26 protein-coding genes are annotated in these 21,461 nt (G+C 74.0%); 1 reads left to right on the top strand and 25 read right to left on the bottom strand.

From position 1 onward, the window contains the following. Positions 1-3: 3 nt before the first annotated feature. From fliQ to ACI79Z_RS16990, 25 genes are all read right to left on the bottom strand, one after another. Positions 4-279, bottom strand: coding sequence for a flagellar biosynthesis protein FliQ (fliQ, locus tag ACI79Z_RS17110; protein WP_387987863.1), 276 nt, complete (start codon positions 277-279; stop codon positions 4-6). Then, entirely contained in the window at positions 276-1,094 is an 819-nt protein-coding gene (gene fliP, locus ACI79Z_RS17105; protein WP_387987862.1) for a flagellar type III secretion system pore protein FliP, read from the bottom strand. Before fliP ends, fliQ begins: the two co-directional genes overlap by 4 nt. Further along, positions 1,094-1,501, bottom strand: a complete 408-nt coding sequence (locus tag ACI79Z_RS17100; RefSeq protein WP_456903321.1) for a FliO/MopB family protein — start codon at positions 1,499-1,501, stop codon at positions 1,094-1,096. Before ACI79Z_RS17100 ends, fliP begins: the two co-directional genes overlap by 1 nt. Next, the gene (gene fliN, locus ACI79Z_RS17095) at positions 1,498-2,274 is read right to left on the bottom strand and encodes a flagellar motor switch protein FliN (protein ID WP_387987860.1); all 777 of its coding nucleotides are present in this window, start codon (positions 2,272-2,274) and stop codon (positions 1,498-1,500) included. Before fliN ends, ACI79Z_RS17100 begins: the two co-directional genes overlap by 4 nt. Continuing rightward, positions 2,271-3,239, bottom strand: a complete 969-nt coding sequence (locus tag ACI79Z_RS17090; protein WP_387987859.1) for a flagellar motor switch protein FliM — start codon at positions 3,237-3,239, stop codon at positions 2,271-2,273. The genes fliN and ACI79Z_RS17090 overlap by 4 nt, the downstream gene beginning before the upstream one ends. Positions 3,240-3,333: 94 nt before the next feature. Continuing rightward, positions 3,334-3,819: a flagellar basal body-associated FliL family protein gene (locus ACI79Z_RS17085; RefSeq protein ID WP_456903320.1), complete on the bottom strand. Its 486-nt coding sequence runs from the start codon at positions 3,817-3,819 to the stop codon at positions 3,334-3,336. After that, complete coding sequence (locus tag ACI79Z_RS17080) at positions 3,816-4,760, bottom strand: flagellar motor protein MotB (protein ID WP_387987857.1); 945 nt, start codon at positions 4,758-4,760, stop codon at positions 3,816-3,818. The genes ACI79Z_RS17085 and ACI79Z_RS17080 overlap by 4 nt, the downstream gene beginning before the upstream one ends. A 19-nt stretch (positions 4,761-4,779) precedes the next feature. Next, positions 4,780-5,550, bottom strand: coding sequence for a motility protein A (locus ACI79Z_RS17075; RefSeq protein WP_387987856.1), 771 nt, complete (start codon positions 5,548-5,550; stop codon positions 4,780-4,782). A 3-nt stretch (positions 5,551-5,553) separates the two neighbouring features. Then, positions 5,554-5,865 carry a flagellar FlbD family protein gene (locus tag ACI79Z_RS17070; protein WP_387987855.1) on the bottom strand — a complete coding sequence of 104 codons (312 nt, stop codon included), beginning with the start codon at positions 5,863-5,865 and terminating at the stop codon, positions 5,554-5,556. A 239-nt stretch (positions 5,866-6,104) separates the two neighbouring features. Then, positions 6,105-7,304, bottom strand: a complete 1,200-nt coding sequence (locus tag ACI79Z_RS17065; RefSeq protein WP_456903319.1) for a flagellar hook protein FlgE — start codon at positions 7,302-7,304, stop codon at positions 6,105-6,107. 33 nt (positions 7,305-7,337) lie between these two features. Continuing rightward, positions 7,338-7,757: a flagellar hook capping FlgD N-terminal domain-containing protein gene (locus ACI79Z_RS17060; protein WP_387987853.1), complete on the bottom strand. Its 420-nt coding sequence runs from the start codon at positions 7,755-7,757 to the stop codon at positions 7,338-7,340. 12 nt (positions 7,758-7,769) lie between these two features. Beyond that, the gene (locus ACI79Z_RS17055) at positions 7,770-9,116 is read right to left on the bottom strand and encodes a flagellar hook-length control protein FliK (protein ID WP_456903318.1); all 1,347 of its coding nucleotides are present in this window, start codon (positions 9,114-9,116) and stop codon (positions 7,770-7,772) included. Then, positions 9,113-10,111, bottom strand: a complete 999-nt coding sequence (locus ACI79Z_RS17050) for a lytic transglycosylase domain-containing protein (RefSeq protein ID WP_456903317.1) — start codon at positions 10,109-10,111, stop codon at positions 9,113-9,115. The genes ACI79Z_RS17055 and ACI79Z_RS17050 overlap by 4 nt, the downstream gene beginning before the upstream one ends. Continuing rightward, entirely contained in the window at positions 10,099-10,557 is a 459-nt protein-coding gene (locus ACI79Z_RS17045; protein WP_456903316.1) for a flagellar export protein FliJ, read from the bottom strand. Before ACI79Z_RS17045 ends, ACI79Z_RS17050 begins: the two co-directional genes overlap by 13 nt. A 1-nt stretch (position 10,558) precedes the next feature. Then, positions 10,559-11,878: a FliI/YscN family ATPase gene (locus ACI79Z_RS17040; protein WP_456903315.1), complete on the bottom strand. Its 1,320-nt coding sequence runs from the start codon at positions 11,876-11,878 to the stop codon at positions 10,559-10,561. Further along, complete coding sequence (locus ACI79Z_RS17035; protein ID WP_456903314.1) at positions 11,875-12,729, bottom strand: FliH/SctL family protein; 855 nt, start codon at positions 12,727-12,729, stop codon at positions 11,875-11,877. Before ACI79Z_RS17035 ends, ACI79Z_RS17040 begins: the two co-directional genes overlap by 4 nt. Next, complete coding sequence (gene fliG, locus ACI79Z_RS17030; RefSeq protein ID WP_387993858.1) at positions 12,713-13,792, bottom strand: flagellar motor switch protein FliG; 1,080 nt, start codon at positions 13,790-13,792, stop codon at positions 12,713-12,715. The genes ACI79Z_RS17035 and fliG overlap by 17 nt, the downstream gene beginning before the upstream one ends. Continuing rightward, a complete protein-coding gene (gene fliF / locus ACI79Z_RS17025; protein WP_387993860.1) occupies positions 13,789-15,390 on the bottom strand; it encodes a flagellar basal-body MS-ring/collar protein FliF in 1,602 nt (533 codons plus the stop codon). Before fliF ends, fliG begins: the two co-directional genes overlap by 4 nt. Then, positions 15,390-15,716: a flagellar hook-basal body complex protein FliE gene (locus ACI79Z_RS17020; RefSeq protein ID WP_456903313.1), complete on the bottom strand. Its 327-nt coding sequence runs from the start codon at positions 15,714-15,716 to the stop codon at positions 15,390-15,392. Before ACI79Z_RS17020 ends, fliF begins: the two co-directional genes overlap by 1 nt. A gap of 2 nt (positions 15,717-15,718) precedes the next feature. Further along, positions 15,719-16,117, bottom strand: a complete 399-nt coding sequence (locus ACI79Z_RS17015) for a flagellar basal body rod protein FlgC (protein ID WP_387993866.1) — start codon at positions 16,115-16,117, stop codon at positions 15,719-15,721. A 1-nt stretch (position 16,118) separates the two neighbouring features. Beyond that, positions 16,119-16,466 (bottom strand): flagellar basal body rod protein FlgB, encoded by a 348-nt coding sequence (locus ACI79Z_RS17010; protein ID WP_387993869.1) that lies wholly within the window; start codon positions 16,464-16,466, stop codon positions 16,119-16,121. 352 nt (positions 16,467-16,818) lie between these two features. Next, positions 16,819-17,163 (bottom strand): hypothetical protein, encoded by a 345-nt coding sequence (locus tag ACI79Z_RS17005; protein ID WP_387993871.1) that lies wholly within the window; start codon positions 17,161-17,163, stop codon positions 16,819-16,821. Then, complete coding sequence (fliS, locus tag ACI79Z_RS17000; RefSeq protein WP_387993874.1) at positions 17,160-17,546, bottom strand: flagellar export chaperone FliS; 387 nt, start codon at positions 17,544-17,546, stop codon at positions 17,160-17,162. Before fliS ends, ACI79Z_RS17005 begins: the two co-directional genes overlap by 4 nt. A 44-nt stretch (positions 17,547-17,590) precedes the next feature. Next, positions 17,591-18,982 (bottom strand): flagellar filament capping protein FliD, encoded by a 1,392-nt coding sequence (gene fliD / locus ACI79Z_RS16995; protein WP_387993877.1) that lies wholly within the window; start codon positions 18,980-18,982, stop codon positions 17,591-17,593. 110 nt (positions 18,983-19,092) lie between these two features. Then, positions 19,093-19,923 (bottom strand): flagellin N-terminal helical domain-containing protein, encoded by an 831-nt coding sequence (locus tag ACI79Z_RS16990; protein ID WP_387993880.1) that lies wholly within the window; start codon positions 19,921-19,923, stop codon positions 19,093-19,095. A 328-nt stretch (positions 19,924-20,251) separates the two neighbouring features. Here ACI79Z_RS16990 and ACI79Z_RS16985 point away from each other — a divergent pair, with 328 nt between their 5' ends. Beyond that, positions 20,252-21,352, top strand: a complete 1,101-nt coding sequence (locus ACI79Z_RS16985) for a glycosyltransferase family protein (protein WP_387993883.1) — start codon at positions 20,252-20,254, stop codon at positions 21,350-21,352. The last annotated feature ends 109 nt before the right edge of the window (positions 21,353-21,461 follow it).

Here is a 21,461-nt window from a genome sequence, read left to right as displayed (position 1 = left end):
CGGTCAGGTCCGCCCGAGCAGGCGCGGCAGCTGGTCGAAGAGGGTGTGGGTGAAGTCGACCAGCTCGGAGAGCACCCAGTTGCCGGTGACCAGCAGGGCGATGCTCACCGCGATCATCTTGGGGACGAACGACAGCGTCGGTTCCTGGATCTGGGTCGCCGCCTGGAACAGCGAGATGAGGAAACCGACCAGCAGGGCCGTGAGCAGGACCGGGGCGGCGACCTTCGCGGCCACCATCATGGTCTGGACGGCGATGTCGGTGACGTCTGCGTCGGTCATCCGTACGACCCCACGAGGGACGTGGTGATCATCGCCCAGCCGTCGACGACCACGAAGAACAGCAGCTTGAACGGCAGCGACACGATCGACGGCGGCACCATCATCATGCCCATCGACATGAGCGCGGCGCTGACCAGCATGTCCATCACCAGGAACGGGATGAACACGACCAGCCCGATGATGAAGGCGCTCTTGAGCTCGGAGAGGACGAACGCCGGGACCAGCGTCGTCATGCTCACCGCGGCGCGGTCCTCGGGCTGCTCCTCCCCGGACAGGCCGACCATGAGCTGCAGCTCGTCGTCGCGGGTGTTGTCGAGCAGGAACTCCTTGAGCGGCACGACGCCGGCGTCGTAGGCCTGGGAGACCGTCATCGCGCCGTCCACGTACGGCTGCACGGCGACGTCGTTGACGTCGGACAGCACCGGCCCCATGACGAACAGCGTCAGGAACAGCGCGATGCCGGTGAGCACGGAGTTCGGCGGCGAGGACTGCAGGCCCAGCGCGTTCCGGGTCAGCGACAGGACGACGACGATCTTGGTGAACGACGTGCACAGCAGCAGCACCGCCGGCGCCACCGACAGCACGGTGACCGCGAGGATCAGCGTGATCGAGGTGCTCGGGCTGCCGTTGCCGACCGAGATGTCGACCCCGCCGTCGACCGCCGGCACGGTCGGTGCCGTGGGGGCGGTCGGCGCGGTGGGCGCCGCCGCGGCCGGACCCGCGAGCAGCACGCCGGCGAGCGCGCAGCCGAGCAGGGTCAGCAGCAGGGTGGCGGCCCGGCGCGCGAGGGCGCGCGCGGGGGCGGTGGCGGTCATCAGCGGCGGACCGTCCGCTCGCGCAGCTGGGTGACGAAGCCCTGCCAGCCCGACCGGTCGAAGACCGAGCCGGCCAGCGCGCCGCCGACGCGGGGCGCCGGGACGGCCGGGCCGCCCGCGGCCGTCGGCGCGGCGGCGGCGCGCTCCGCGAGCGTGGCCTCCACGGCGTCGCCGTCGAGCTCGGCGAGCAGGGTGACCTGCTCCTCGGTGGCGCCGACGACGAGCACCCGGTCGGCGATGCGCAACACGTTGACCGTGCTGGCGCGGCCCATGCGCTGGCGTGCCACGACCTCGACGAGGCCGCCGCTGGAGCCCAGCCCGCGCTTCTTCGCCAGGCGCGCGGCGAACCACAGCACCCCGCCGACGAAGGCCAGCGACAGCACCAGCCGGATCAGCATCCACGTCATGCCTGCGCGGCCCCCAGCTCGGCGGCGGCGTCGCTGACGATCTCGCTGATCCGCAGGCCGAAGTCCTCGTCGACGACGACGACTTCGCCGCGCGCGATGAGGGTGCCGTTGACCAGCAGGTCGGCGGGGGCGCTGGCGGCGCGGTCGAGCTCGACCACCTCGCCCGGGTGCAGCGAGAGCAGCTCGCCCACGGTCATCCGGGTGCGGCCGATCTCGACGGTGACCTCCATGGCCACGTGCCGCAGCAGGTCCAGGCTGTTGCGCGGGGTGCGCGGCGCCGTCGGCAGGGTGACCTGCAGCGCGAGCGTCGCGATGTGGTCAGCGGAGGGGTGCCCCGCGCCGGCGACCAGCGGCACGGCGACGAACATGCCCTTGTCGCGCAGCCCGTCGAGCGCGGTCACCGGGTCCTCGGTGCGCTCGGCGTCGACCCGGACCCGGCCCAGGGTGGCCGCGGCGGCCTCGAGCGCGGGGCGCAGCGCGGTCGCGACGTCCATCGGGCCGACGGGGGAGTTGTCGAGCGCCTCGACCACCTCCGCCGACAGCACCAGGACGACGTCGCCGGTGATCTCGCCGGAGAGCCGGGCGCCGACCGCGGCGGCCGCGGCCGGCGGGACCGGGACGGCGTCGGGGTCGGTGACCGCGGGCCCCGGGACCAGCTCGGCGCCGGAGGGGACGAGCGCGGCCGCGGCGCGGGCGGCGGCCACCACGACGGCGGTGATGGTCTCTGCAGCGGCGTGAGTGGCGGCCTGGGTGGTGTCGAGCGTGGCGGTCATGCGGGGTCCTTCACGGCGGACGGGGCGGGGACGATGGCGGCGGCCAGCCGGCGCCGGTGGTTGCTGGCGATCGCGTGGGCGAAGACGGCGTCGTTGGTGGTGACCTCGAGCGGCGCGTCCCGCGGGTGGCGCAGCAGCAGCACGTCGCCGACGGTGAGGGAGAGCAGGTCCTCCGAGGACACCTCGAGCGGGCTGAACCGGACGCTGACGTCGACCGGCACCAGCTCCAGGCGGGCGGCGAGCAGCTCGGCGGCGCGCTGCCGGGTGCGCTGGGCCGACTCCGACAGCTGCGGGGAGGCGGCGCTGTCGAGGGCCTGCTGGAAGGAGCTGAAGGGCAGCACGAGCGACGCGGCGCCCTCGCGGCTGCCGATCGACATCGTGTAGCGGGCCACCATCACGGTGTCCGAGCCGGCCGCGGCCTGGGCGAGGGCGGGGTTGTACTCGATGCCGTCGATGGCCGGCTGCAGCTCGGTGACGTGCGCGAAGGAGGCGGCGAACTCCTGCAGCAGCCGGGTGAGCAGCGACGTGGTGATGGTGGTCTCCATCGCCGTCATCGGCCGCTCGGGCTGGTGGGCGGCGCCGGAGCCGCCGAGCATGTGGTCGACGCCGGCCATCGCCATGTCCAGCGGGTAGGCCAGCAGGCCCTTGCCGCCGAGCGGCTCGATGGTGAACGTCGTCAGGAAGCAGGGGTCGGGCAGCGTGGCGAGGAAGTCGTCGTAGGAGTGCTGCTCGATGCCGTGCAGCTCCATCCGGGCGCCGGTGCGCAGCATCGTGGTGAGGACCGTCGTCGCCTGGCGGGCGAAGGCCTCCTGGGCGATCTGCAGCACGCGGACGTGCTCGCGGGAGAGCTTGGTGGGGCGGCGGAAGTCGTAGGTGCGGGGCGCACCGCGCCGGCTGCGGCCGCCACCGGCCGGCGCCTGCGGCCCGGGCCCTGCGGGCGCGGTCGCGGTGTCGGGGCGGGTCACGGTCCCCTCATCGGCGGGGCCCGGACGCGAACTGACCGGCGGCGCGGGGCGCCGCCGGTCAGCCGGGGAGTGTGGGACGAGTGGGACTGGTGCGTCACTGGGTGACGTACTCCGTGAGGTAGACGTGCATGACCATCGGGACGCCGTCCTCGGTGTAGGCCTCGACGATCTGGTGCTCCAGGGACTCCTTGAGGGCCTCGCGGGCGCCGGTCACGTCGGCCGGCTGGGCCTGGGAGTAGGTGGAGATGAGGATGTCGAGGGCCTTGGAGCCGTCGACGCCGCCGCTGCCGTGCCCGCCGGAGGCGGCGGCCGCGGTGTACTCCAGGGTGATGCCGATCTTGAGGTAGCCGCCGCCGGCCAGGTTGACCGCGATGGGCTCCAGCGCGGTGTAGCCGCCGTGCTCGGGTTCCTCGGCCTCGGCCTCGCCGCCGGCGAACAGGAAGAGGTACGCCGCGGCGCCGAGGACGACCAGCAGGACGGCGGCGACGACGAGCAGCTTCTTCCTGCCGCCGCCCTTCGCCTCCTCGCCCTCGGCCGGGGCGTCCTTCTCCTTCTCCTTGGCCTTGCTCTTGGTGCTCACTCGTGGGTGCCTTCCTGGGCAGGGGCGGCGGCCGGTGCAGGCGCGGCCTGTGCGGGGGCGTCGAGGCCGGGCAGGAGCTGCCGGGCCTCGGCGGAGGCGTCGGACAGCACGACGACGTCGACGCGGCGGTTGAGGGACAGGGCGTCCGGGTCGCTCGCCGGCACCACCGGGCGGGTGTCGGAGTAGCCGGTCCCGGACATCCGGTCCTGCGGGACGCCGGCGGCGGCCAGGTGTCGCACCACCGTGGTGGCCCGGTAGGCCGACAGCTCCCAGTTGGAGGGCCACGGCCCGCCCGGGGTCACCGGCAGCGAGTTGGCGTGCCCCTCGATCGCGAGGTCGTTGGGCAGCGCGGCCAGGGTCGGGGCGACGGCGTCGAGGATGGTGCGGCCCTGGGGCTGCAGCGTGGCCTCCTCGGGGCCGAACAGCACCGGGTCGGACACGATGTGCACGGTCAGGCCGCGCTCGTCGATCTCGTACCGCGCCGTCCCGGCGTGACCGGCCGCCGCGAGGGCGGCGTCGATGGCGTCGCGCGCGGCGGCGAGCTGGTCGTACTCGGCCCGCGCCTCGGCCGCGACGTTCGCGGCCTCCTGGGCGGCGGCCTGCGCGGCGGCGGCGTCGACGTCGGACTCCGCGGCGGGGGCCGGCGGGATCTGCACGTCGACGGCGGCGTCGAGGGAGTCGAGGACCGAGGCGTCGGAGTTCGTGCCCGCGCTGCTCAGCGCGCTCACCGGGGCGCCGAACGCCTCCGACAGGCCGCTGGCCAGCGCGGCGAACTTCTCCTTGTCCACCTGGCTCATCGCGAAGAGGACCACGAAGAGCACCAGGAGCAGCGTCATCATGTCCGCGTAGGACACCAGCCACCGCTCGTGGTTCTCGTGCTCCTCGTGCTCGGGGTGCTTCCTGCCGCGGCGCTTGCCGCCGCCGTGGCCGCCGGCGCTCACGCGCCGCCCCCGGGGGTGGTCACGCCGCCTCCTTGGCGGCCTCGCTCGGCGGGATCAGGGCGCTGAGCTTGAGCCGGACGGCGCGCGGGCTGGTGCCGGCCTGGATTTCGGCGATGCCCTCGACGAGCAGCTCCATCTGAGCGGCCTGCAGCTCGCTGACCCGCAGGATCTTCGCGCCCATGGGCAGGAACCAGAAGTTGGCCGCCATGACGCCCCACAGGGTCGCGACGAACGCCGAGGCGATCATCGGGCCGAGGGCCTCGGGGTTGCTGAGGCTCCCCATGACGTTCATCAGGCCGACGATGCAGCCGACGATGCCGATGGTCGGGGCGTAGCCGCCCATCGTCGTCATGAACTTGGCGGCGACCTTGTCCTCGGCCTTCTTGGCGGCGATCTCGCTCTCGAGGACGGCGCGCAACTCCTCGGGGTCGGTGCCGTCGATGCCCATCTGCAGACCGCGCTTGAGGAACGGGTCCTCGATCTGCTTGACCTGCGCCTCCAGCGCGAGCAGGCCCTCCTTGCGGGCCTTCTCGGCGAGGGTGACCAGGGTCTGGATCTGCTCGGAGGCCGCCGGGACCTTGGCCGGCATCAGGCCGGCCTTGAACCAGCCGCCCATCTTCTTGAGGTCGCCCATCGTCTGGCCGGACATCGCCGCGCCGAAGGTGGCGACGATGACCAGCACGATGGCCGGGAGGAAGATCAGCGACGTCGGGTCGGCGCCCTCCATGACCATGAAGACCAGGAGCGCGACGAGCGAGATGACGAAGCCGATCAGGGTCGACGGGTCCACGGGTCAGCGCTCCTCACGGGCCGGGAAGGGGACGACCGACGCGCGGCGGGTGTCGCCGGCCGGGTCGGTCGCCGGGGCGCCCGGGCCGGCGGTCGTGCTGGAGCGGTAGGTGCCGCGGTCCATGGCGTAGGCGGTCGCGAGGATGCTGGCCCGGTACTCGCGGATCTCGTCGAGCACCTCGTCGACGTCCTCGCTGACGACGTACTTGGTGCCGTCGACGAGGAAGACGACCGTGTCGGGGTGGCCCTCGACCCGCTCGATCAGGTCGGGGTTGAGCGCGAAGTGCTCCCCGTTCAGGCGCGTCACTCGGATCACGGGTGGGTCCTCTGGCTCGTTCGGGAAGGGGGAGGGCCGCGACGGCGCGGCGCCGGCTACAGGGACCATCGGTCCCGCGCGGGGACTGCTTGAGCCGAACCCGGCCCGCCGCACCACCCCCGGGGGTGAGCCCGGCACCGCGTTCCCGCACGTCACACGCGCACCGGGGCACGACGCGGCGCGGCCCGGCACCCCGGGGAACGGGTGCCGGGCCGCGGCCTGGTGGGGGAGGTCCTCGCTCAGCGCTTGAGGTTGACCAGGTCCTGCAGGATCTCGTCGGAGCTGGTGATCACGCGGCTGTTCGCCTGGAAGCCGCGCTGGGCGACGATCAGGCCGGTGAACTCCTCGGCGAGGTCGACGTTGGACATCTCCAGCGCGCCGGCGGTCAGCGAGCCTCGCCCGCCGGTGCCGGCCTCGCCGATGACGGCCTGGCCGGAGTTGTCGCCCACCCGGTAGCTGGAGTTGCCGGCCTTGGACAGGCCGCCGGGGTTGGCGAAGGTGGCCAGCGCCAGCTTGCCGATCGGCTCGCGCAGGCTGTTCGAGTAGACGCCCATGATCGTGCCGTCGTTGCTCAGCGAGATCGACTGCAGCGTGCCCATGGCGTTGCCGTTCACGCCGCTGGGGGTGAGCGAGGTCTTCCCGCCGTACTCGGTCAGCCCCCCGAGGCGGATGCCCACGCTCTGACCCGCGACCGTGAAGGAGAACGTCGTGTCCGGGGGGAGCTCGCCCGTCGCCGGGTCGAAGGACAGGACCTGCGAGGCGAGGGGAGCCGACTCGCCCTCCTGCGCGGACACGGTCCACCGGTTGGCGGCGTCCTTCGTGAAGGTGAGGGCGATCTCGTGCGCCGTCCCGACCGAGTCGTAGACGGTGACCTGCGTCTCGACCTCGCCGTCGACCGCGGTCGACGTCGACAGGTTGCCGGCGAGCGTCCCGCCGGTCGTCGCCGTCGGTGCCATGACCTGGCCGAAGGGGATGCGCAGCGGGCCGATGGGGCCGTTGGCGTCGACGGTGCCGTCCGCGCCGACCGTCCAGCCCTGCAGCTGGGCGCCGTCGGGGGTGACCAGGTTGCCGGCGCCGTCGTAGTCAAAGGACCCGGCGCGGGTGAACAGGTTCTCGTTGCCGGCGCGGGTCACGAAGAAGCCGTCGCCGCTGATCATGAAGTCGGTGGCGCGGCCGGTGTTCTGGGTGGAGCCCTGCCCGAAGTTGGTGGTGACGCCGGCGACCCGGACGCCGAGGCCGACCTGCGCCGGGTTCGTGCCGCCGGTCTCGGCGGTCGGCGCGGAGCCGTTGCGGATCACCTGGGACAGGGTGTCCTCGAAGACGGTCTGGCTGCTCTTGAAGCCGACCGTGTTGACGTTGGCGATGTTGTTGCCGGTCACGTCGAGCTTGGTCTGGTGCGCGCGCAGGCCGGAGATGGCCGAGAACATCGAGCGGAGCACGGGGAGGTCCTCTCAGGAGGGGGGGAGCGTGGGCTAGGCGGGGAGGGAGATCTCGCTGAGGCGGCCGAGGGGCACCTCGGTGCCCCCGACGACGGCGGTCGGCCCGTCGCCGCCGAAGCGGACCGACGACACCGTCCCGGTCCGCGTGGTGCCGTCCTCGGCGGTCCAGCTGACGCTGTGGCCGACCAGCGCGCCGGCCGAGAGCGAGCGCTGCAGGGCCAGCAGCTCGGCGTTCTGCGCGGCGATCTCCTCGAGCTTCTCGACCTGGGTGAACGTCGCCGTCTGCGACATGAACTCGGTCGTGCTCGTCGGGCTGTTCGGGTCCTGGTACCGCATCTGCGCGACCAGCAGCTGCAGGAACGTGTCCTTGCCCATCTGGTCGCTGCGGTCCACCGCGGTGGTGGCCGTGTACGTGGCCGGGCTGCCGCCCACGCCGCCCACGGGCTCGGTCATCGTCGGCTCCTCTCAGGCCCGGACGTCGAGGACGCTCGACGTGGGGTGGTCGGCGGCGGCAGCCGGGCGGCTCCCGTCGGTGTCGGGGGTGCGCAGCCACGGCCGGCCGCGGTCGTCGGCGGCGCCACGACCCTGGGCACCGCCCTGCGCGGACCCGCGGCCGTGCTCGCCGGCCTGCTGCTGGGCCTGCTGCCAGCCGGCCTGCGCCTGCGACGAGCCGGAGCCGGCCGCGTCGCGGTCCACCTGCAGCCGCGAGCAGGTCAGGCCCGAGGCCTCCAGGTCGCGGCGCAGGTCGGGCAGGGCGTCGAGGAGGGCGGCGCGGCCGGCGTCGGAGGCGCCGCGCAGGCTGAGCTCGACCGTGCCGGAGTGGACGGTCACCCGGACCTCGACCGGGCCGAGCGTCTCGGGGGTGAGCACCAGCGTCATGGTGTGGGTGCCGTCGGGGCCCGCGGCCAGCGTGGCGACGGTGGGGGCGACCTGGGCGGCCACCGGCGGCTGGGGCACGTCGGGCCGGGCCGGGGCCGCGGCCGGGGTCGCCGATGCGGGAGCCGGTACCGGGGCGGGCGCCGGGACCGCCGACAGCGGGGTCCCACCGGAGGTGCCGGGGTCGCGCTCCTGCGCGCCCGGGTCCGCGGCCGCAGGGACCGGTGCGGCGGCCGGTGCGGCCGGCGCCTCGGCGGGGACGGGCAGGGCGGCCGCCGGGACCGGCGCCGGCTGCGGGTCGGCCGCGACGACGACGAGCCCCGCGGGCAGCGCCGCCGCGGCGGGAGCCGCGGGCGGAGGGGTCGCGGGGGCCGGGACGGCGGTGCCGGGCAGCGCGGCGGGCGCGGTCGGCACGCCGGCGCCCGCGGGGACCGGCGCCGGGGCGGGCCGGGGGAGGCCGGCGGCGACGCCCGGCACCGCGACGGCCCCGGCGGGGACGGCGCCGTGCGCGGCGGCCGCACCGGGGGCCGCGGCGTCGGTGCCGCCGGGGGTGCCGCCAGGGGTGGTCGTGCCGGTGCCGGGGACGGCGGTGCCGAGGGCGAGGGCCAGCGCCCAGCCGACCGGCAGCGCGCCGGGCGGCACGGGGGTGTCGCCCGCGGGGCGGGCGTCGGCCGGGGCTGCGTCGTCGGCGCTGCCGGCCGGGGTGTCGGCGGTGGCCCCTGGGCGGCCGGGGTCGCCGTCGCGGCCCACGGCGCGGCCGGGACGGTCGCCGTCGCGGCCGACGCCGCGGTCGGCGCGCGGACGCCCGGCGGCGGCGTCGTCGAGGACGTCGTCGAGGGCGGACGCGAAGCCGGCGGCCGAGCCCGGGTCGGAGCCGCCGGCCGGGGAGGCAGGGGCGGGCGCGGCCGCGGCGGCGGTCAGGACGGGAGCTGTCACGAGTAGGCCTCCGCGGCGCTGGTGACCTTGCGGACGTAGGACCGGGTCTCGGCGTACGGCGGGATGCCGCCGTGGCGGGCGACCGTGCCGGGACCGGCGTTGTAGGCGGCCAGCGCGAGGTCGGTCGAGCCGAACCGGTCGGTGAGCTGGCGCAGGTAGCGGGCGGCGCCGTCGATCGACGACGCCGGGTCGCCGGCGTCGACGCCGAGGCCCTGGGCGGTGGCCGGCATGAACTGCATGAGGCCGGTGGCGCCCGCGGGCGAGACGGCGGAGGAGTCGAAGCCGGACTCGACCTTCGCCACCGCGGCGAGCAGCGCCGGGTCGACGCCGTGCCTGGCGCCGGCGGCGGTGAACAGGTCGGCGTAGGGGACGCCCGCCAGGCCGGCGCCGGGGGCGGCCACCGCCGTGGAGGCGGGGGCGGAGGCGGGCAGCGCCCGGCGGATGACGGTCGGGGTGCCGACGTCCTGCACCCGGACGACGTCGCCCTCCTGCGGCGCGGCGATCATCTTCCCGTCGCCGACGTAGATGCCGACGTGGTCGATGCCCGGGCGCGACGGGGAGTTGTCGAAGAACACGAGGTCGCCGGGGCGGGCCTCGGCCAGGCTCGCGACCGGGGTGCCCGCGGTGGCCTGCTGGGAGCTGGTGCGGGGCAGGTCGATGCCCAGGTCGGCGAACACCCGCTGCACCAGGCCGGAGCAGTCCAGGCCCACGGACGGGTCGGTGCCGCCCCAGGCGTAGGGCACGCCGAGGTAGCGCCGCGCCGCGGCGACCGCCTGGTCCTCCAGGCCGCTGCCGGCGGTCGCCGCCGCGCCGGTCGCCGTCGCGCCGGTCGCCGTCGTGGCCGCGGTGCCGGTGAGCCCGGCGGCGGACGCGGCGCTGGCCCAGGCAGCCGACGTCGAGGCGGCCGACGTCGAGGTGGCCGACGTCGAGGCGAAGGTGAGGATCCGGTTCTGGATCTCGGCGATGCGGCTGTGCACCGCGGTCAGTCCCTCCACGGGTCCTCCTCTCCCTCGGGTCCGGTCCCGGCGTGCCGGGCGGTGACCAGGTCGTCGACCGCGCGCTCCTCGGCGCTGAGCTCGGCGGTCCGCAGCGCGAGGAGGTGCCGCTCGCGCAGCTTCTCCAGCGCCCTGGTCCGCTGGGCGGCGGCGGTCCACCGCGCGCGCAGCAGCCCGGCCTGCTCGGCCGAGGCCTGCGCCGTCGCCCGTGCAGCTGTCACATCGGCAGCCGCGGCGGCCGATGCGACCATCGCGGCGACGAAGACCTGCGCCGGCGCGGACGCGGGCGGGACCCGCGCGGCCAGCGCGGCGGCCTGCGCCTCGGCGCGGCGCTCCGCCTCGCGGGCCGCGGCGGCCGCCTCGGCGGCGGCCCGCTCGGCGGCCTGCTCGGCGGCGCGGCGGACCCGCAGCACCGGCTCGAGGCGGAAGGCGGCCGGCTTCGCCACCTCAGCCGGCCGTCACGAGCCGGTGCAGCATCGCCCAGGCGTCGTCGGGGGAGGTGCTGTCCTCCAGCGGCTGGCGCAGGAAGGCGTCGATGGCGGGGGACAGTGCGCGGGCGCGGTCGACCAGCGGGTCGCTGCCGGCCTGGTAGGCGCCGATCTCCACGAGCTCCTTGACGTCGCGCAGCGCGCCCATCAGCCGCCGCATCTCGCGGGCGTCGGCCATCCGCGCGGGCGCGGTGACCGCGCCGGCGACCCGGGAGATCGACTCCAGGACGTCGACGGCGGGGAAGTGGCCGGTGGTGGCCAGCCTCCGGGTGAGCACGACGTGCCCGTCGAGGATCGAGCGGGCGGTGTCGGCGATCGGCTCGTTGTGGTCGTCGCCCTCGACGAGCACGGTGTAGAGGCCGGTGATCGACCCGGTCGCGCCGGGCCCGGCCTTCTCCAGCAGGCGCGGCATCATCGCGAAGACGCTCGGCGGGTAGCCGCGGGTGGCCGGGGGCTCGCCGGCGGACAGGCCGACCTCGCGCTGGGCCATCGCGGTGCGGGTGATGGAGTCCATGAGCAGCAGCACGTCGCGGCCCTGGTCGCGGAAGCCCTCGGCGATGCGGGTGGCCACGAACGCCGCCTTGAGCCGCACCAGCGGCGGCTCGTCGGAGGTGGCGACGACGACGACCGTGCGCGCCATGCCCTCGGCCCCGAGGTTCTCCTCGAGGAACTCCTTCACCTCGCGGCCGCGCTCGCCGATCAGCCCGATGACCCGGACGTCGGCCTCGGTGCCGCGGGTGATCTGCGCCAGCAGCGTGGACTTGCCGACACCGGACCCGGCGAAGATGCCCAGCCGCTGGCCCTTGCCGACCGGCACGAGGGTGTCCAGCGCGCGGACGCCGACCGGCAGCGGCTCCTCCACCCGGCGGCGGGACAGCGCGTGCGGGGTCTCGCTGGCGAGGTCCACCCAGTCGATGCCCCCGCCGCTGCCGGGACCGAGCGGGCCGTGCCCGTCGACCGGGCGGCCCAGGCCGTCCAGCACCCGGCCGAGCAGCGCCTCGCCGACCGGCACCTGCAGCGGCATGCCGGTGTTCCGGACCGGCGCGCCGGCGCGCACGCCGCCGAGCTCGCCGAGCGGCATGCAGGTGAGCCGGTCCCGGGAGACGGCGACCACCTCGGCCACGAGCCCGCGCGGGCCGGGGTCGACCTCGACGAGGTCCCCGACGGCGGCGGCGACGCCCTCGACGGTGAGGGTGAGCCCCATGGCGCCGACGACCGAGCCGGTCAGCTGCGGGCGGGCGGCCAGGCGGGCGCGCTGCAGCAGCGCGGTGGTGCTCACGCCGACAGCACCGCCCGCACCCGCGCGAGCGCCGTCGACAGCTGCGCGTCGACCCGGCGGGGGCCGCACTCGGCGACCGCGCCGGCCCGCTCGACGGCGTCGTCGCCGACGACGGTCACCGACCGCGGCAGCGCGGCGAGGGCGGCCGGCGGGACCTCGGCGAGGTCGTCGGGGTGCAGCCGGACGACGGCGGGGGCGTCGGCGGGGACGAGGGTCAGCGCGCGGCGGATCGCGTCCACGCCGGCGGTGGTCGAGGCCGACAGCTCGCGGCCGAGCAGGTCCTCGACCAGCGTCAGGACGCCCTCGACGATCGTGTCGCGGACGTCCTCGGCGGTGGGCACCACGGCGGCGTCGAGGGCGGCGACGGCGGCGCCGAGCGCGGCGGTGGCCGAGGCCATCCGCCGCTCCCAGCGGGCCTGCGCGTCGGCCAGCCGCGCGGCCGCCTCGGCCTCGGCCTCGGCGACGACCCGGCCGGCCTCGGCCAGGCCCTCGGCGTAGCCGGCGCCGTGCCCCTCGGCGCGGGCGAACTCGCGCAGCCGGGCGAGCTCCTCGGCGTAGACGTCGCCGAGCCGCAGCACGCCGCGGCCGTTGGGCACCGGGACGTCGGCGGCGCGCCGGACGGAGGACCGCCGCTCGACGACCACCTCGGGCGCGCCGTCCACGACGGGCAGCGTCAGGGGCCGGGTCAGCTGCTCGGTCGGCTGGTGGGTCGCCGCCTGCGGTGCCGGGCGCGGCTCGGGCACCGTCGTCCCCGGCACCGAGCGGTACGGCGCCGCCGCGCTGGCCGAGGCCCCGCGCAGCAGCACCGACTCCCGGGCCGTCGGACGGGGCCCGTCAGGAGACGAACTCATCGTCCCCACCGCGCGAGATGGTCAGGACGCCCTGCTCCTCGAGCGTGCGGATGACCGCGACGATCTTGCCCTGCGCCTCCTCGACCGTGCGGGCGCGGACGGGGCCGAGCAGCTCGATCTCCTCGGCGAGGTTTTCGGCGGCCCGCTCGGAGAGGTTCCGGACCACCTTGTCGCGGACGTCGGGGCGCACGCCCTTGAGCGCGGTGGCCAGGTCGTTGGCCTCGACCTCGCGCAGCACCAGCTGCATCGAGCGGTCGTCGATGGTGGTGATGTCCTCGAAGACGAACATCTGCGCGCGCACCTGCTCGGCCAGCTCCGGGTCGGAGGTGTCCAGCCACTCGAGGATCGAGCGCTCGGTCGGCCGCGGCGAGCGGTTGATGATCTCCACGAGGGTCTCGACGCCGCCCACGGTGGACATGTCCTGGTGGGCGAGCAGCGACCCCATGCGGCGGCCGAGCTCCTCCTCCACCAGCCGGACCATCTCCGGGGAGGTGCGGTCCATCGTGGCGATCCGGTGGGCCACCTCGGCCTGCTGCTCGGGGGAGAAGCCCGAGAGCACCTCGGCCGACTGCCCGGCCGACAGGTGGGCCAGCACCAGGGCGATGACCTGCGGGTGCTCGTCCTTGAGGAAGGTGACCAGCTGGCGGACGTCGGCGTTGCGCAGCGAGGCGAACGGCACCTCGGTGTAGACGACGTTGAGCCGGGCGAGGATGCCCTCGGCCTTGTCCTCACCGAGGCCGGCGGCCAGGATCTCGCGGGCGAACTCGACGCCGCCGCGGCCCACGTACCGCTGTGCGGCCATCATCTGCGAGAACTCGGTGAGGACGCCGTCGACGTCCTCCGGCTCGACCGAGCCGAGCTTCATGATCTCGCGGGTGAGGGCCTCGACCTCGCGCGGGCGCAGCTTGGACAGCAGCAGCCCGGCCTCCTCCCTGCTCATCTGGGCGAGGAAGACGGCGGCCTTGCGCAGGCCCGGCATCTCGGGACGCGGAGGAGCCGGCGGCAGCGCGGGCAGGTTGGTCCCGCCCGCGCCCACCAGCTGCTCGACGCTGGCGAGCGTCACTTGACGTCACTCAGCCAGCCGCGCAGCATCTGCGCCACCTCGTCCGGACGTTCGCTGACCATCGTCGCGATCTCCCCCCGCACCCGCTGCCGCTCCGCGGCCTCCAGTTCCAGCGCCCGGTTGTCCAGGACCGCCGTGTCGTCCCGCGAGCTGGACACCCGCAGCCGCTCGAGCTCGGCGATCAGGCCCTCGTCGAGCTCCAGGGGCTCGTCGTCCTCGTCCTCCTCCTCGTCGTCGCCGCGGCGGCGCGAGCGCAGCCACACGACGAGGACCAGCAGCGCGATGCCGAGCGCGATGCCGCCGTTCTTGACCAGGGACCACATCTGCGCCTGCTGCTCGGCCTCGCGGGCCGCGGTCATCTCCGCGGCGGCGGCGTCGGCGGCGGTGGTGTCGAAGGCGAGGGAGGCGACGCTGATGTCGTCGCCGCGCGCGGTGTCCAGGCCGACGGCGTTGCCGATGAGGTCCTGCACCTGCGTCTGGTTGAGGTTGCCGGCCACCGTGTCGTTCAGGACCACCGCGACGGTGAGCCGGTTGACCTCCCCGGGCGCGGTGACGGTGTTGGTGACCGTCTGGTCCACGGAGTTGTTCGCCGTCGTCGACTCGGTCGAGTAGGTGGAGGTGCCGCCGCCGGCGCCGTTCGCGGCGTCGGCGGTGTTCTCCGGGCCGAGCACGCCGCCGACGGCGGTGCCGTCGCCGGTGTACTGCTCGGTCGAGGTCTGCTCGGAGACCGGCGGCGTGCCCTGGGTGTAGCCGTAGGTCGTCGCGGTGCTGTCGCTCTGCGACATGTCCAGGTCGGCGCGCACGGCGACGCGGGCGTTGCCCGGGCCGAGGACGGTGTCGAGGATGGCCTGGGCGTTGGCGGCCAGGCGGCTCTCGTAGTCGGTCTCCATCTGCGAGCGGGCGTCGCCGGAGGCGGCGCTCACGCCCTGGCCGGCGGCCGAGAGCAGCTGACCGGTCGAGTCGGAGACGGTCACCTGCTCGGGGTCCATGCCCTCCACGCTGGAGGAGACCAGGTTGGTGATCGACTGGATCTGCTCGCCGGCGAGCTCGGTGCCCGGCTCCAGGTCCAGGAGCACCGAGGCGGTCGGCTCGCGCTCGTCGGAGGCGAAGACCTCGTCCTCGGGCAGCGCGACGTGGACCACGGCGGTCTGCACGCCGTCGAGCGCCTCGAGGGTGTTGGCCAGCTCGCCCTCGATGGCGCGCTGGTACTGCACCTGCTGCTGGAACTCGCTGGTGGTGATGCCCTGCTCGTCGAGCAGCGCGTACCCGGTCTCCGAGCCGGCCGGCAGGCCCTTGCCGCTCATCTGCAGCCGCAGGTCGTAGACCTGCTCGTTGGCCACGAGGATGGTGCCGCCGCCGTCGGCGAGCTCGTAGGAGACGCCGGCGGCGTTGAGCTCGTCGACGATCGCCGAGGCGTCGGTCGAGGCCAGGTTGGAGAACAGCGGCGCCATGGTCGGCGTCGTGATCCAGCGGTAGAAGAAGAAGCCGCCCAGAGCCAGCCCGGCCACCAGCAGGCCGATCACGACCTTCTGGCCGAGGCTGATGGTGGCGAGCGTGCTCCGCAGCTTCGCCAGCGGCCCAGCGAGTGCGGCAGGCATCAGACGGGCATCCTCATGATCTCGGTGAAGGCCTCGACCGCCTTGTTCTTGAGGGTCACGACCACCTCGGTGGCCACGGAGGACTCCTGGGCGGCGATCATGTAGTCGTGCACGTCACGCAGGTCGCCGGTGGCGCCCTGCACGGCGAGGGCGTCCTTGGCCGACTGCAGGCTGCCGAGCTGGTCGAGCGCGCCGGTCAGCGCGGCGGCGAAGCCCTCGCCCGACGTCGAGGTCGCCGGGGCCGCGGCCGTCGTGCCGGTGATCCCGCCGAGGGCGCCGATCGTCGGGACGCCGGGCAGCGAGATGCCGTCGATGGGGGAGCTCACGGTCAGCCCTTCCCGAGCTGGAGGGCGGCCTGGTAGGCGGTGGTCGCCCGCTCCAGGGACGCCAGGTTCGCCTGGTAGCCGCGCTGGGCCATGATCAGCTGGGTCATCTGGTCGCCGAGGTCGATGTCCGGGTACCGGACGTAGCCCTCGGCGTCGGCCAGCGGGTGGTCGGGCTCGTGCACGAGCCGGCCCTCGCCGCTGCCGAACTCGGCCCGGGCGATGCGGACGCCGCCCTCGCCGGAGCCGTAGTCCACGGCCTGCGCGACGACCATGCGCTCCCTGAACGCCTCGCCGTCGGTCGAGCTGACCGTGTTGATGTTGGAGATGTTGTCCGAGACGGCGTCCATCCAGCGGCGGTGGACGGAGAGCCCGGACCCGGAGACGTCGAGGCTGTCGAACACGTCAGGACGTCCTCAGGGCCGTGCGCAGACCGCTGTACTTGCCGTCGAGCGCGGTGAGCGCGAACTGGTAGCGCAGGCCGGTCTCGGTGGCGATGACCGTCTCGCTGTCGAGGTTGACGTTGTTGCCGTCCTCGCGGGTCGGCTCGAACGAGCGCGCGATCGAGCCGCCGGAGACCGTCGGCGTCCTGCCCTGGCGCAGCTCGGCGCGCAGCGAGGACTCGAAGTCCGTGCGGCCGGCGAGGAAGCCCGGGGTCTGGACGTTGGCGATGTTGTCCGCGGTGACGCGCTGGCGCTGGGCCAGGCCGCTGAGCGCCGCGTGCAGCGTCGTCATCGTGACGTCGCTGATCATCGGGTGGACCGCCGGCGGGCAGGACGGCAGGACACGACTGGCCTCCGGGTACGTCGGGTTGCCCCGGCGCGCGAGCGCAGGGGAGGGGCCGCCGATCCGTGGCGAGAGTGGTGCTGTCCGTGCAGGGCCGACATCGGCAGCGTTCCGTCACACCTTGACCACGTTCCGTGGCTCAGGTGACGGGTGTGACGGATGGCGGGGACGAGCCCGGTGGGCACTGCGGGGCCCGTGTCGCCTCCCGAGCCGCCTCCCGCGCCCGGAGGGCGGTACCGGCCCGGGGACGACGACGGCCGGGCCCGCCGCGAGGCGGACCCGGCCGGGCCGGTTCGTCGTGGAGTGTCGCCAGTCGGGCTCAGAGGGCCCTGTCGATGAAGGCGGGCACCGGGCGGGGCCGGTAGGCCATCCGTGCGGCGACGTCGCGCTGGCGCTGGGACTGGGTGATCCGCTCGACGAGCTCCTCGGCGACGGCGAGCTGGTGCTGCAGCAGCCGGGCGGCCCGCTCGCGCAGGTCCGCCGGCACCGGGCCCAGCACGCTGGGCGGGGTCCAGTCCTCCATGCGCCGGCCCCAGGCGGCGATCTCCTCGGCGCGGTTGCCGCGGATGGCCCGCTCGGCGTCGAGGACCTCGACCTCCATCTCCTCGAGGACGCTGGCCCACTCCGCGCGGCGCTGCCCGTCCGCGGAGTGCGCCGCGGTCATGCGGTGCCCGCCAGGCTGGCGGCGGCCTGCCGCCAGGCGTCGCGCAGCGGCTCGACGACCCTCAGGCACGACTCGACGCGGTTGCGGTCGCCCTTGACGTTGGCCTGCACGAGCTCGGTGATCAGCCACGAGTACAGCGCGGCGAGCCGGGGTCCTCCCTCCCACGCGTCGACGCGGAGGCTCGCACGCAGCTCGAAGACGACGTCCTGCGCGTGGGTCAGCTGCGTGCCGGCGGTCCGGCGGTCGCCGGTGGCCAGCGCGGACGCGGCCCGCTCGAGGTCGAGGGCCAGCCGGTCGTAGAGCATGACCAGGAGTTGCTGGGGGGACGCGGTGGCGACGGAGTCGCCCACGTATCGGGCGCGCAGCGCGGCGGCAGTGCTCATCAGGTCTCTCCTCGGACTCGCGCGGGCGTCAGGTGGTCAGGGGGTCACGACGACGACAGGGACGACAGCTGCGAGGACAGCCAGGACGCCTGGTTCCTCAGCGTCCCGAGGGCGGTCTCCATCGCGGTGAACTGGCGGGTGAGGGTCGTACGGCGCAGCTCGAGTCGCAGGTCCCACGCCTCCACGCGCTCGTCCAGGTCCTTGGCCCTCTCCTCGGTGCTCTTCACGAGGAGGGTCAGGGTCCCGTCCGTGGTGTTCGACGCCGTCCGTGCGATGTCGGCCAGCTTGGCGGCGATGCCCGTCGGCAGGGACTGGTTGTCCGAGGTGGTGGCGGCGTCCCCGTCAGGCCCGGGCAGCGTGGTGACCTGACGGAACATCCGCTGCACGACGGCGGGGTCGGCGGCCAGCTTGTCGAGGAAGGCGGTCTCGTCGAAGGTGTAGCGCCCGTTCTGGGTGAGCTCGAGGCCGACCGCTGAGGACGAGCCGTCCTCGCCGACGGCGAACGACAGCACGTCGAGGACCCGCGAGGTGAGCTGGCGCAGGGCGCTGTCCCCCTTCAGCACGGCCGTGCTGCTCGTGCTGTCGGTGCGCGTGGAGATCGCGTCCAGCAGGGCGTTGGCCGAGGTCACCAGGGCCTGCACGTGGTCGGCGATGGCCTCCGGGTCGGTGGCCACCTGCACGGTCACCGAACTGGCCGGCTCGGTGACCGTCAGCGTGACGCCGTCGAGCAGGCCGGTGAAGGTGTTGGTCGCGGAGGTGACCTTGTAGCCGGTGCCCTCGCCGACGGTGAGCTGTGCGTTGGCGCCCTGCGTCACGGTCGTGAAGGTGTCCGGTGCGCCGACGTCGAAGCGGGATGCCTCGCCGGTCTTCGTGGAGGTCACCTGCAGCTGGTACTGGGTGGGGGAGGTCCGGACGGCGGTCGCCGAGAGCCCCAGGTCGCTGCGGGCCGTGATCGCCGCAGCCGCTTCCGCGAGCGTGCTGCGGCCGTCGCCGTTGCGGTCGACGGTGATGGTGTGCGTGGTGCCGCCCACCTCCACGTCGATGGTGGCGGCGCCGAAGTCGAGGTCGGCCGCCGTCTGCTGATCGGTGGCGGTCCACTTCTGTGTGCTGATGACCGAGTGGGCCTTGGCGACCCAGTCGACACGGAAGGAGAGGGAGCCCGGCGCCGCTCCGGTGGTCGCGGAGGCGCTCACCGCCGTGGAGGAGCTGGTCGCCTTGACCGACTGCCAGGCGGAGTCGCCGGCCAGCTTCTCCGCGGCGGTCCTGAGTGCGTCGACGCGGCTGTTCACGTCGCGGTAGGCCGTCACCTGCTGCTGGGTCCTCGAGAGCCGCTGCGCGAGGAGGGTCTGCGGATTGGCCTCGACCGCCATCAGCTGGTCGATGATCGTGGCGGTGTCCATGTTGGACACCAGACCGCTGATGCTCAGACCGGCCATCGGGACTCCTCGACTCGTGAGCGGGGGGAGGACGAGCGCAGTGAGGGGGGAGGCCAGGGCCTCCCCCCTCACCGGGTGGTGCTAGGTGGTGCTCAGGCGCTGCGCCGAGGTCAGCGGAGCAGCTGCAGGATGTTCTGCGACGCCTGGTTGGCCTGGGCCAGCATGGCCGTGCCGGCCTGGCTCAGGATCTGCGTCCGGGAGAAGTTGGTCATCTCCTGGGCCATGTCGGTGTCCCGGATCCGGGACTCCGACGCGGTCAGGTTCTCCATGGTCGCGTTCAGGTTGTTGACCGTGTGCTCGAACCGGTTCTGGTAGGCACCCAGCTCCGCGCGGGCGGTGGAGATGCTCTCGATCTGGGCGTTGATCGCGGTGATGGCCGACTGGGCGCCCGACGCGCTCGACAGGGAGACGGCGCTCAGCGCGGTGGCGACGGCGTCGACGTCGGCACCCGACAGGTTGATGGTGATCTGGCTGTTGGTGTCGCCGTCGGCACCGACCTGGAACTTCAGCGACGAGGCGGAGCCGTCGAGCAGCTTCGTGCCGTTGAAGTTGGTCGCACCCGCGATCCGGTTCAGCTCCTCGGTCAGCTTGGTGACCTCGGTGCCGATGGCCGCGCGGGCCTTCTCGTTGTTCGAGTCGTTGCCGGCCTGGACGGCCAGGTCACGCATGCGCTGCAGGATGGAGTGGACCTCGGTGAGCGCGCCCTCCGCGGTCTGCACGACGGAGATGCCGTCCTGCGTGTTGCGGACGGCCACCTTGAGGCCGCCGATCTGCGACCGGAGCCCCTCCGAGATGGCCAGACCCGCGGCGTCGTCGGCGGCGCGGTTGATGCGGTAGCCGGAGGACAGCTTCTCCAGCGACTTGCCCATCTGGCCGTCGGTGACGGTGAGGTTGCGGTAGGCGTTGATCGCCGCGATGTTGGTGTTGACGCTGAGACCCATGGTGTTCCTCCTTGGACGTGGGCCGTTTCCTGATCCCGCTGGCATCCGTGCTGGCGGGCCTTGCTCCATGGGTTACGGCGGCAGGGCCCGGGACCTTTAACCGAACCGGGCAGCTTTCTCGCGGATCCTCCGGACGGGTCGGTCCGTGCAGGCTGCCCGCGGTGCGGGCGGCGTCCCAGGCGGCACGGGAGGCTCGGCGCTGCACTGGGGCCCCAGTCCGGCGCGTCGGACGGCCGGGGAGCGGCCCGCCCGGCCATACCGTCGCGGGACCCCGCCTCGGCTCTCGCCGCGGGGAACCCCACCAGTCGTCCTCCCAGGGGGAGCACCCATGCGCGTCCTGCTCTCGACGACCCGCTTCGCCGGGTCGCTGTACTACCGCACGGCGGAGCCGGCCGAGGCCGTCCAGGCGGCCGGGGTCGGCGTCGAGTGCTCGACCACCTACGGCCTGAAGACCGTCATGGCGCAGCGGCCGGGCGAGGACGTCCTGTCGGTCCGCGAGGTCGATGCCGAGGGTGCCGACGTGGTGGTCCTCCAGCTGCCGAAGACCAGGGAGAGCCTGGACATCCTGAGGCTCCTCCAGGCCCAGGGCGTCGCCGTGGTCGTCGAGCTGGACGACCTGTTCCGGGCCGTGCCGTACGGGCACATGGCCTTCCGCACCCTGAAGACCTCCTCGATCAACGAGTACGTGCTGGCGTGCGCTCGCGAGGCCGATCTCGTCACCGTCTCCTCGGCCGCGCTCCTCGAGGAGTACGCCGGACACGGACGAGGTGCGTACATCCCCAACGCGGTCCCGCGTCGGATCGCCGAGCTGCCGCCGGCGTACGAGCGGGACCCGGAGGTCGTCACCGTCGGTTGGACCGGTTCCGTGCCGACCCACCCCTACGACCTGCAGGTGATGGAGTCCGGGCTGCAGCAGGGCCTGGACCGCACCGCCGGCCGGAGTCGTTTCGTCATCCTCGGGCAGGCCGCGGACGCCCGGACGCGCCTCCACCTCCCCGAGGACCCCGTCGAGGTCCCCTGGAAGCAGGACGTCGACCAGTACCTGACGACCATGGGGGAACTCTTCGACGTCGGGATCGCTCCGCTGCGACTCGACCGCTTCAACGAGTGCAAGAGCTGGCTCAAGGTGATGGAGTACGCCGCGCGCGGCGTCTTCGCCCTCCGGTCACCCAGCGCGGAGTACGAGCGCCTCGGTCTCGGACGACGCGCCAAGCGTCCCCGCGACTGGGCTGCCGGTGTCGCTGCCGCCGTGGACGCTCCGGACGCCCGGCGGGAGAAGGCGGCCCAGGACCGGGCCGTCGTGCTGGAGCGGCACCTGACGGAGCACACCGCCGAGCGCTGGGTGGCGGCGTGGCGCCAGGCGCGGGACAACCGGACGCGCGCCCAGAAGGGCCTGGGCCCACGGTCGTCCCTCGCCGGGGTCGGGTGACGGGCCCCCGAGCCTCCCCGGGTCCACGCGACGGCCCCCGGGCCCCCAATTTTGTTAAACTTGCCTTTTAAAATTAATTTTTTTTTTATTATATTTGAATAAAACTAAA

The sequence above is a fragment of the Geodermatophilus sp. SYSU D00663 genome (assembly GCF_054050655.1).
Note: the sequence above shows the minus strand (reverse complement) of the source record. Positions and strands in the feature narration are given on the sequence as shown.

Bases quoted from the DNA above. Each gene is read 5' to 3' on its own strand.
- fliQ (WP_387987863.1), bottom strand. From the start codon at position 279: ATGACCGACGCAGACGTCACCGACATCGCCGTCCAGACCATGATGGTG.
- ACI79Z_RS17060 (WP_387987853.1), bottom strand. From the start codon at position 7,757: ATGACCGAGCCCGTGGGCGGCGTGGGCGGCAGCCCGGCCACGTACACG.
- fliN (WP_387987860.1), bottom strand. From the start codon at position 2,274: ATGACCGCCACGCTCGACACCACCCAGGCCGCCACTCACGCCGCTGCA.
- ACI79Z_RS16990 (WP_387993880.1), bottom strand. From the start codon at position 19,923: ATGGGTCTCAGCGTCAACACCAACATCGCGGCGATCAACGCCTACCGC.
- ACI79Z_RS17035 (WP_456903314.1), bottom strand. From the start codon at position 12,729: ATGAGTTCGTCTCCTGACGGGCCCCGTCCGACGGCCCGGGAGTCGGTG.
- fliF (WP_387993860.1), bottom strand. From the start codon at position 15,390: ATGCCTGCCGCACTCGCTGGGCCGCTGGCGAAGCTGCGGAGCACGCTC.
- fliS (WP_387993874.1), bottom strand. From the start codon at position 17,546: ATGAGCACTGCCGCCGCGCTGCGCGCCCGATACGTGGGCGACTCCGTC.
- ACI79Z_RS17100 (WP_456903321.1), bottom strand. From the start codon at position 1,501: ATGACGTGGATGCTGATCCGGCTGGTGCTGTCGCTGGCCTTCGTCGGC.
- ACI79Z_RS17010 (WP_387993869.1), bottom strand. From the start codon at position 16,466: ATGATCAGCGACGTCACGATGACGACGCTGCACGCGGCGCTCAGCGGC.
- ACI79Z_RS17005 (WP_387993871.1), bottom strand. From the start codon at position 17,163: ATGACCGCGGCGCACTCCGCGGACGGGCAGCGCCGCGCGGAGTGGGCC.
- fliP (WP_387987862.1), bottom strand. From the start codon at position 1,094: ATGACCGCCACCGCCCCCGCGCGCGCCCTCGCGCGCCGGGCCGCCACC.
- ACI79Z_RS16985 (WP_387993883.1), top strand. From the start codon at position 20,252: ATGCGCGTCCTGCTCTCGACGACCCGCTTCGCCGGGTCGCTGTACTAC.
- fliD (WP_387993877.1), bottom strand. From the start codon at position 18,982: ATGGCCGGTCTGAGCATCAGCGGTCTGGTGTCCAACATGGACACCGCC.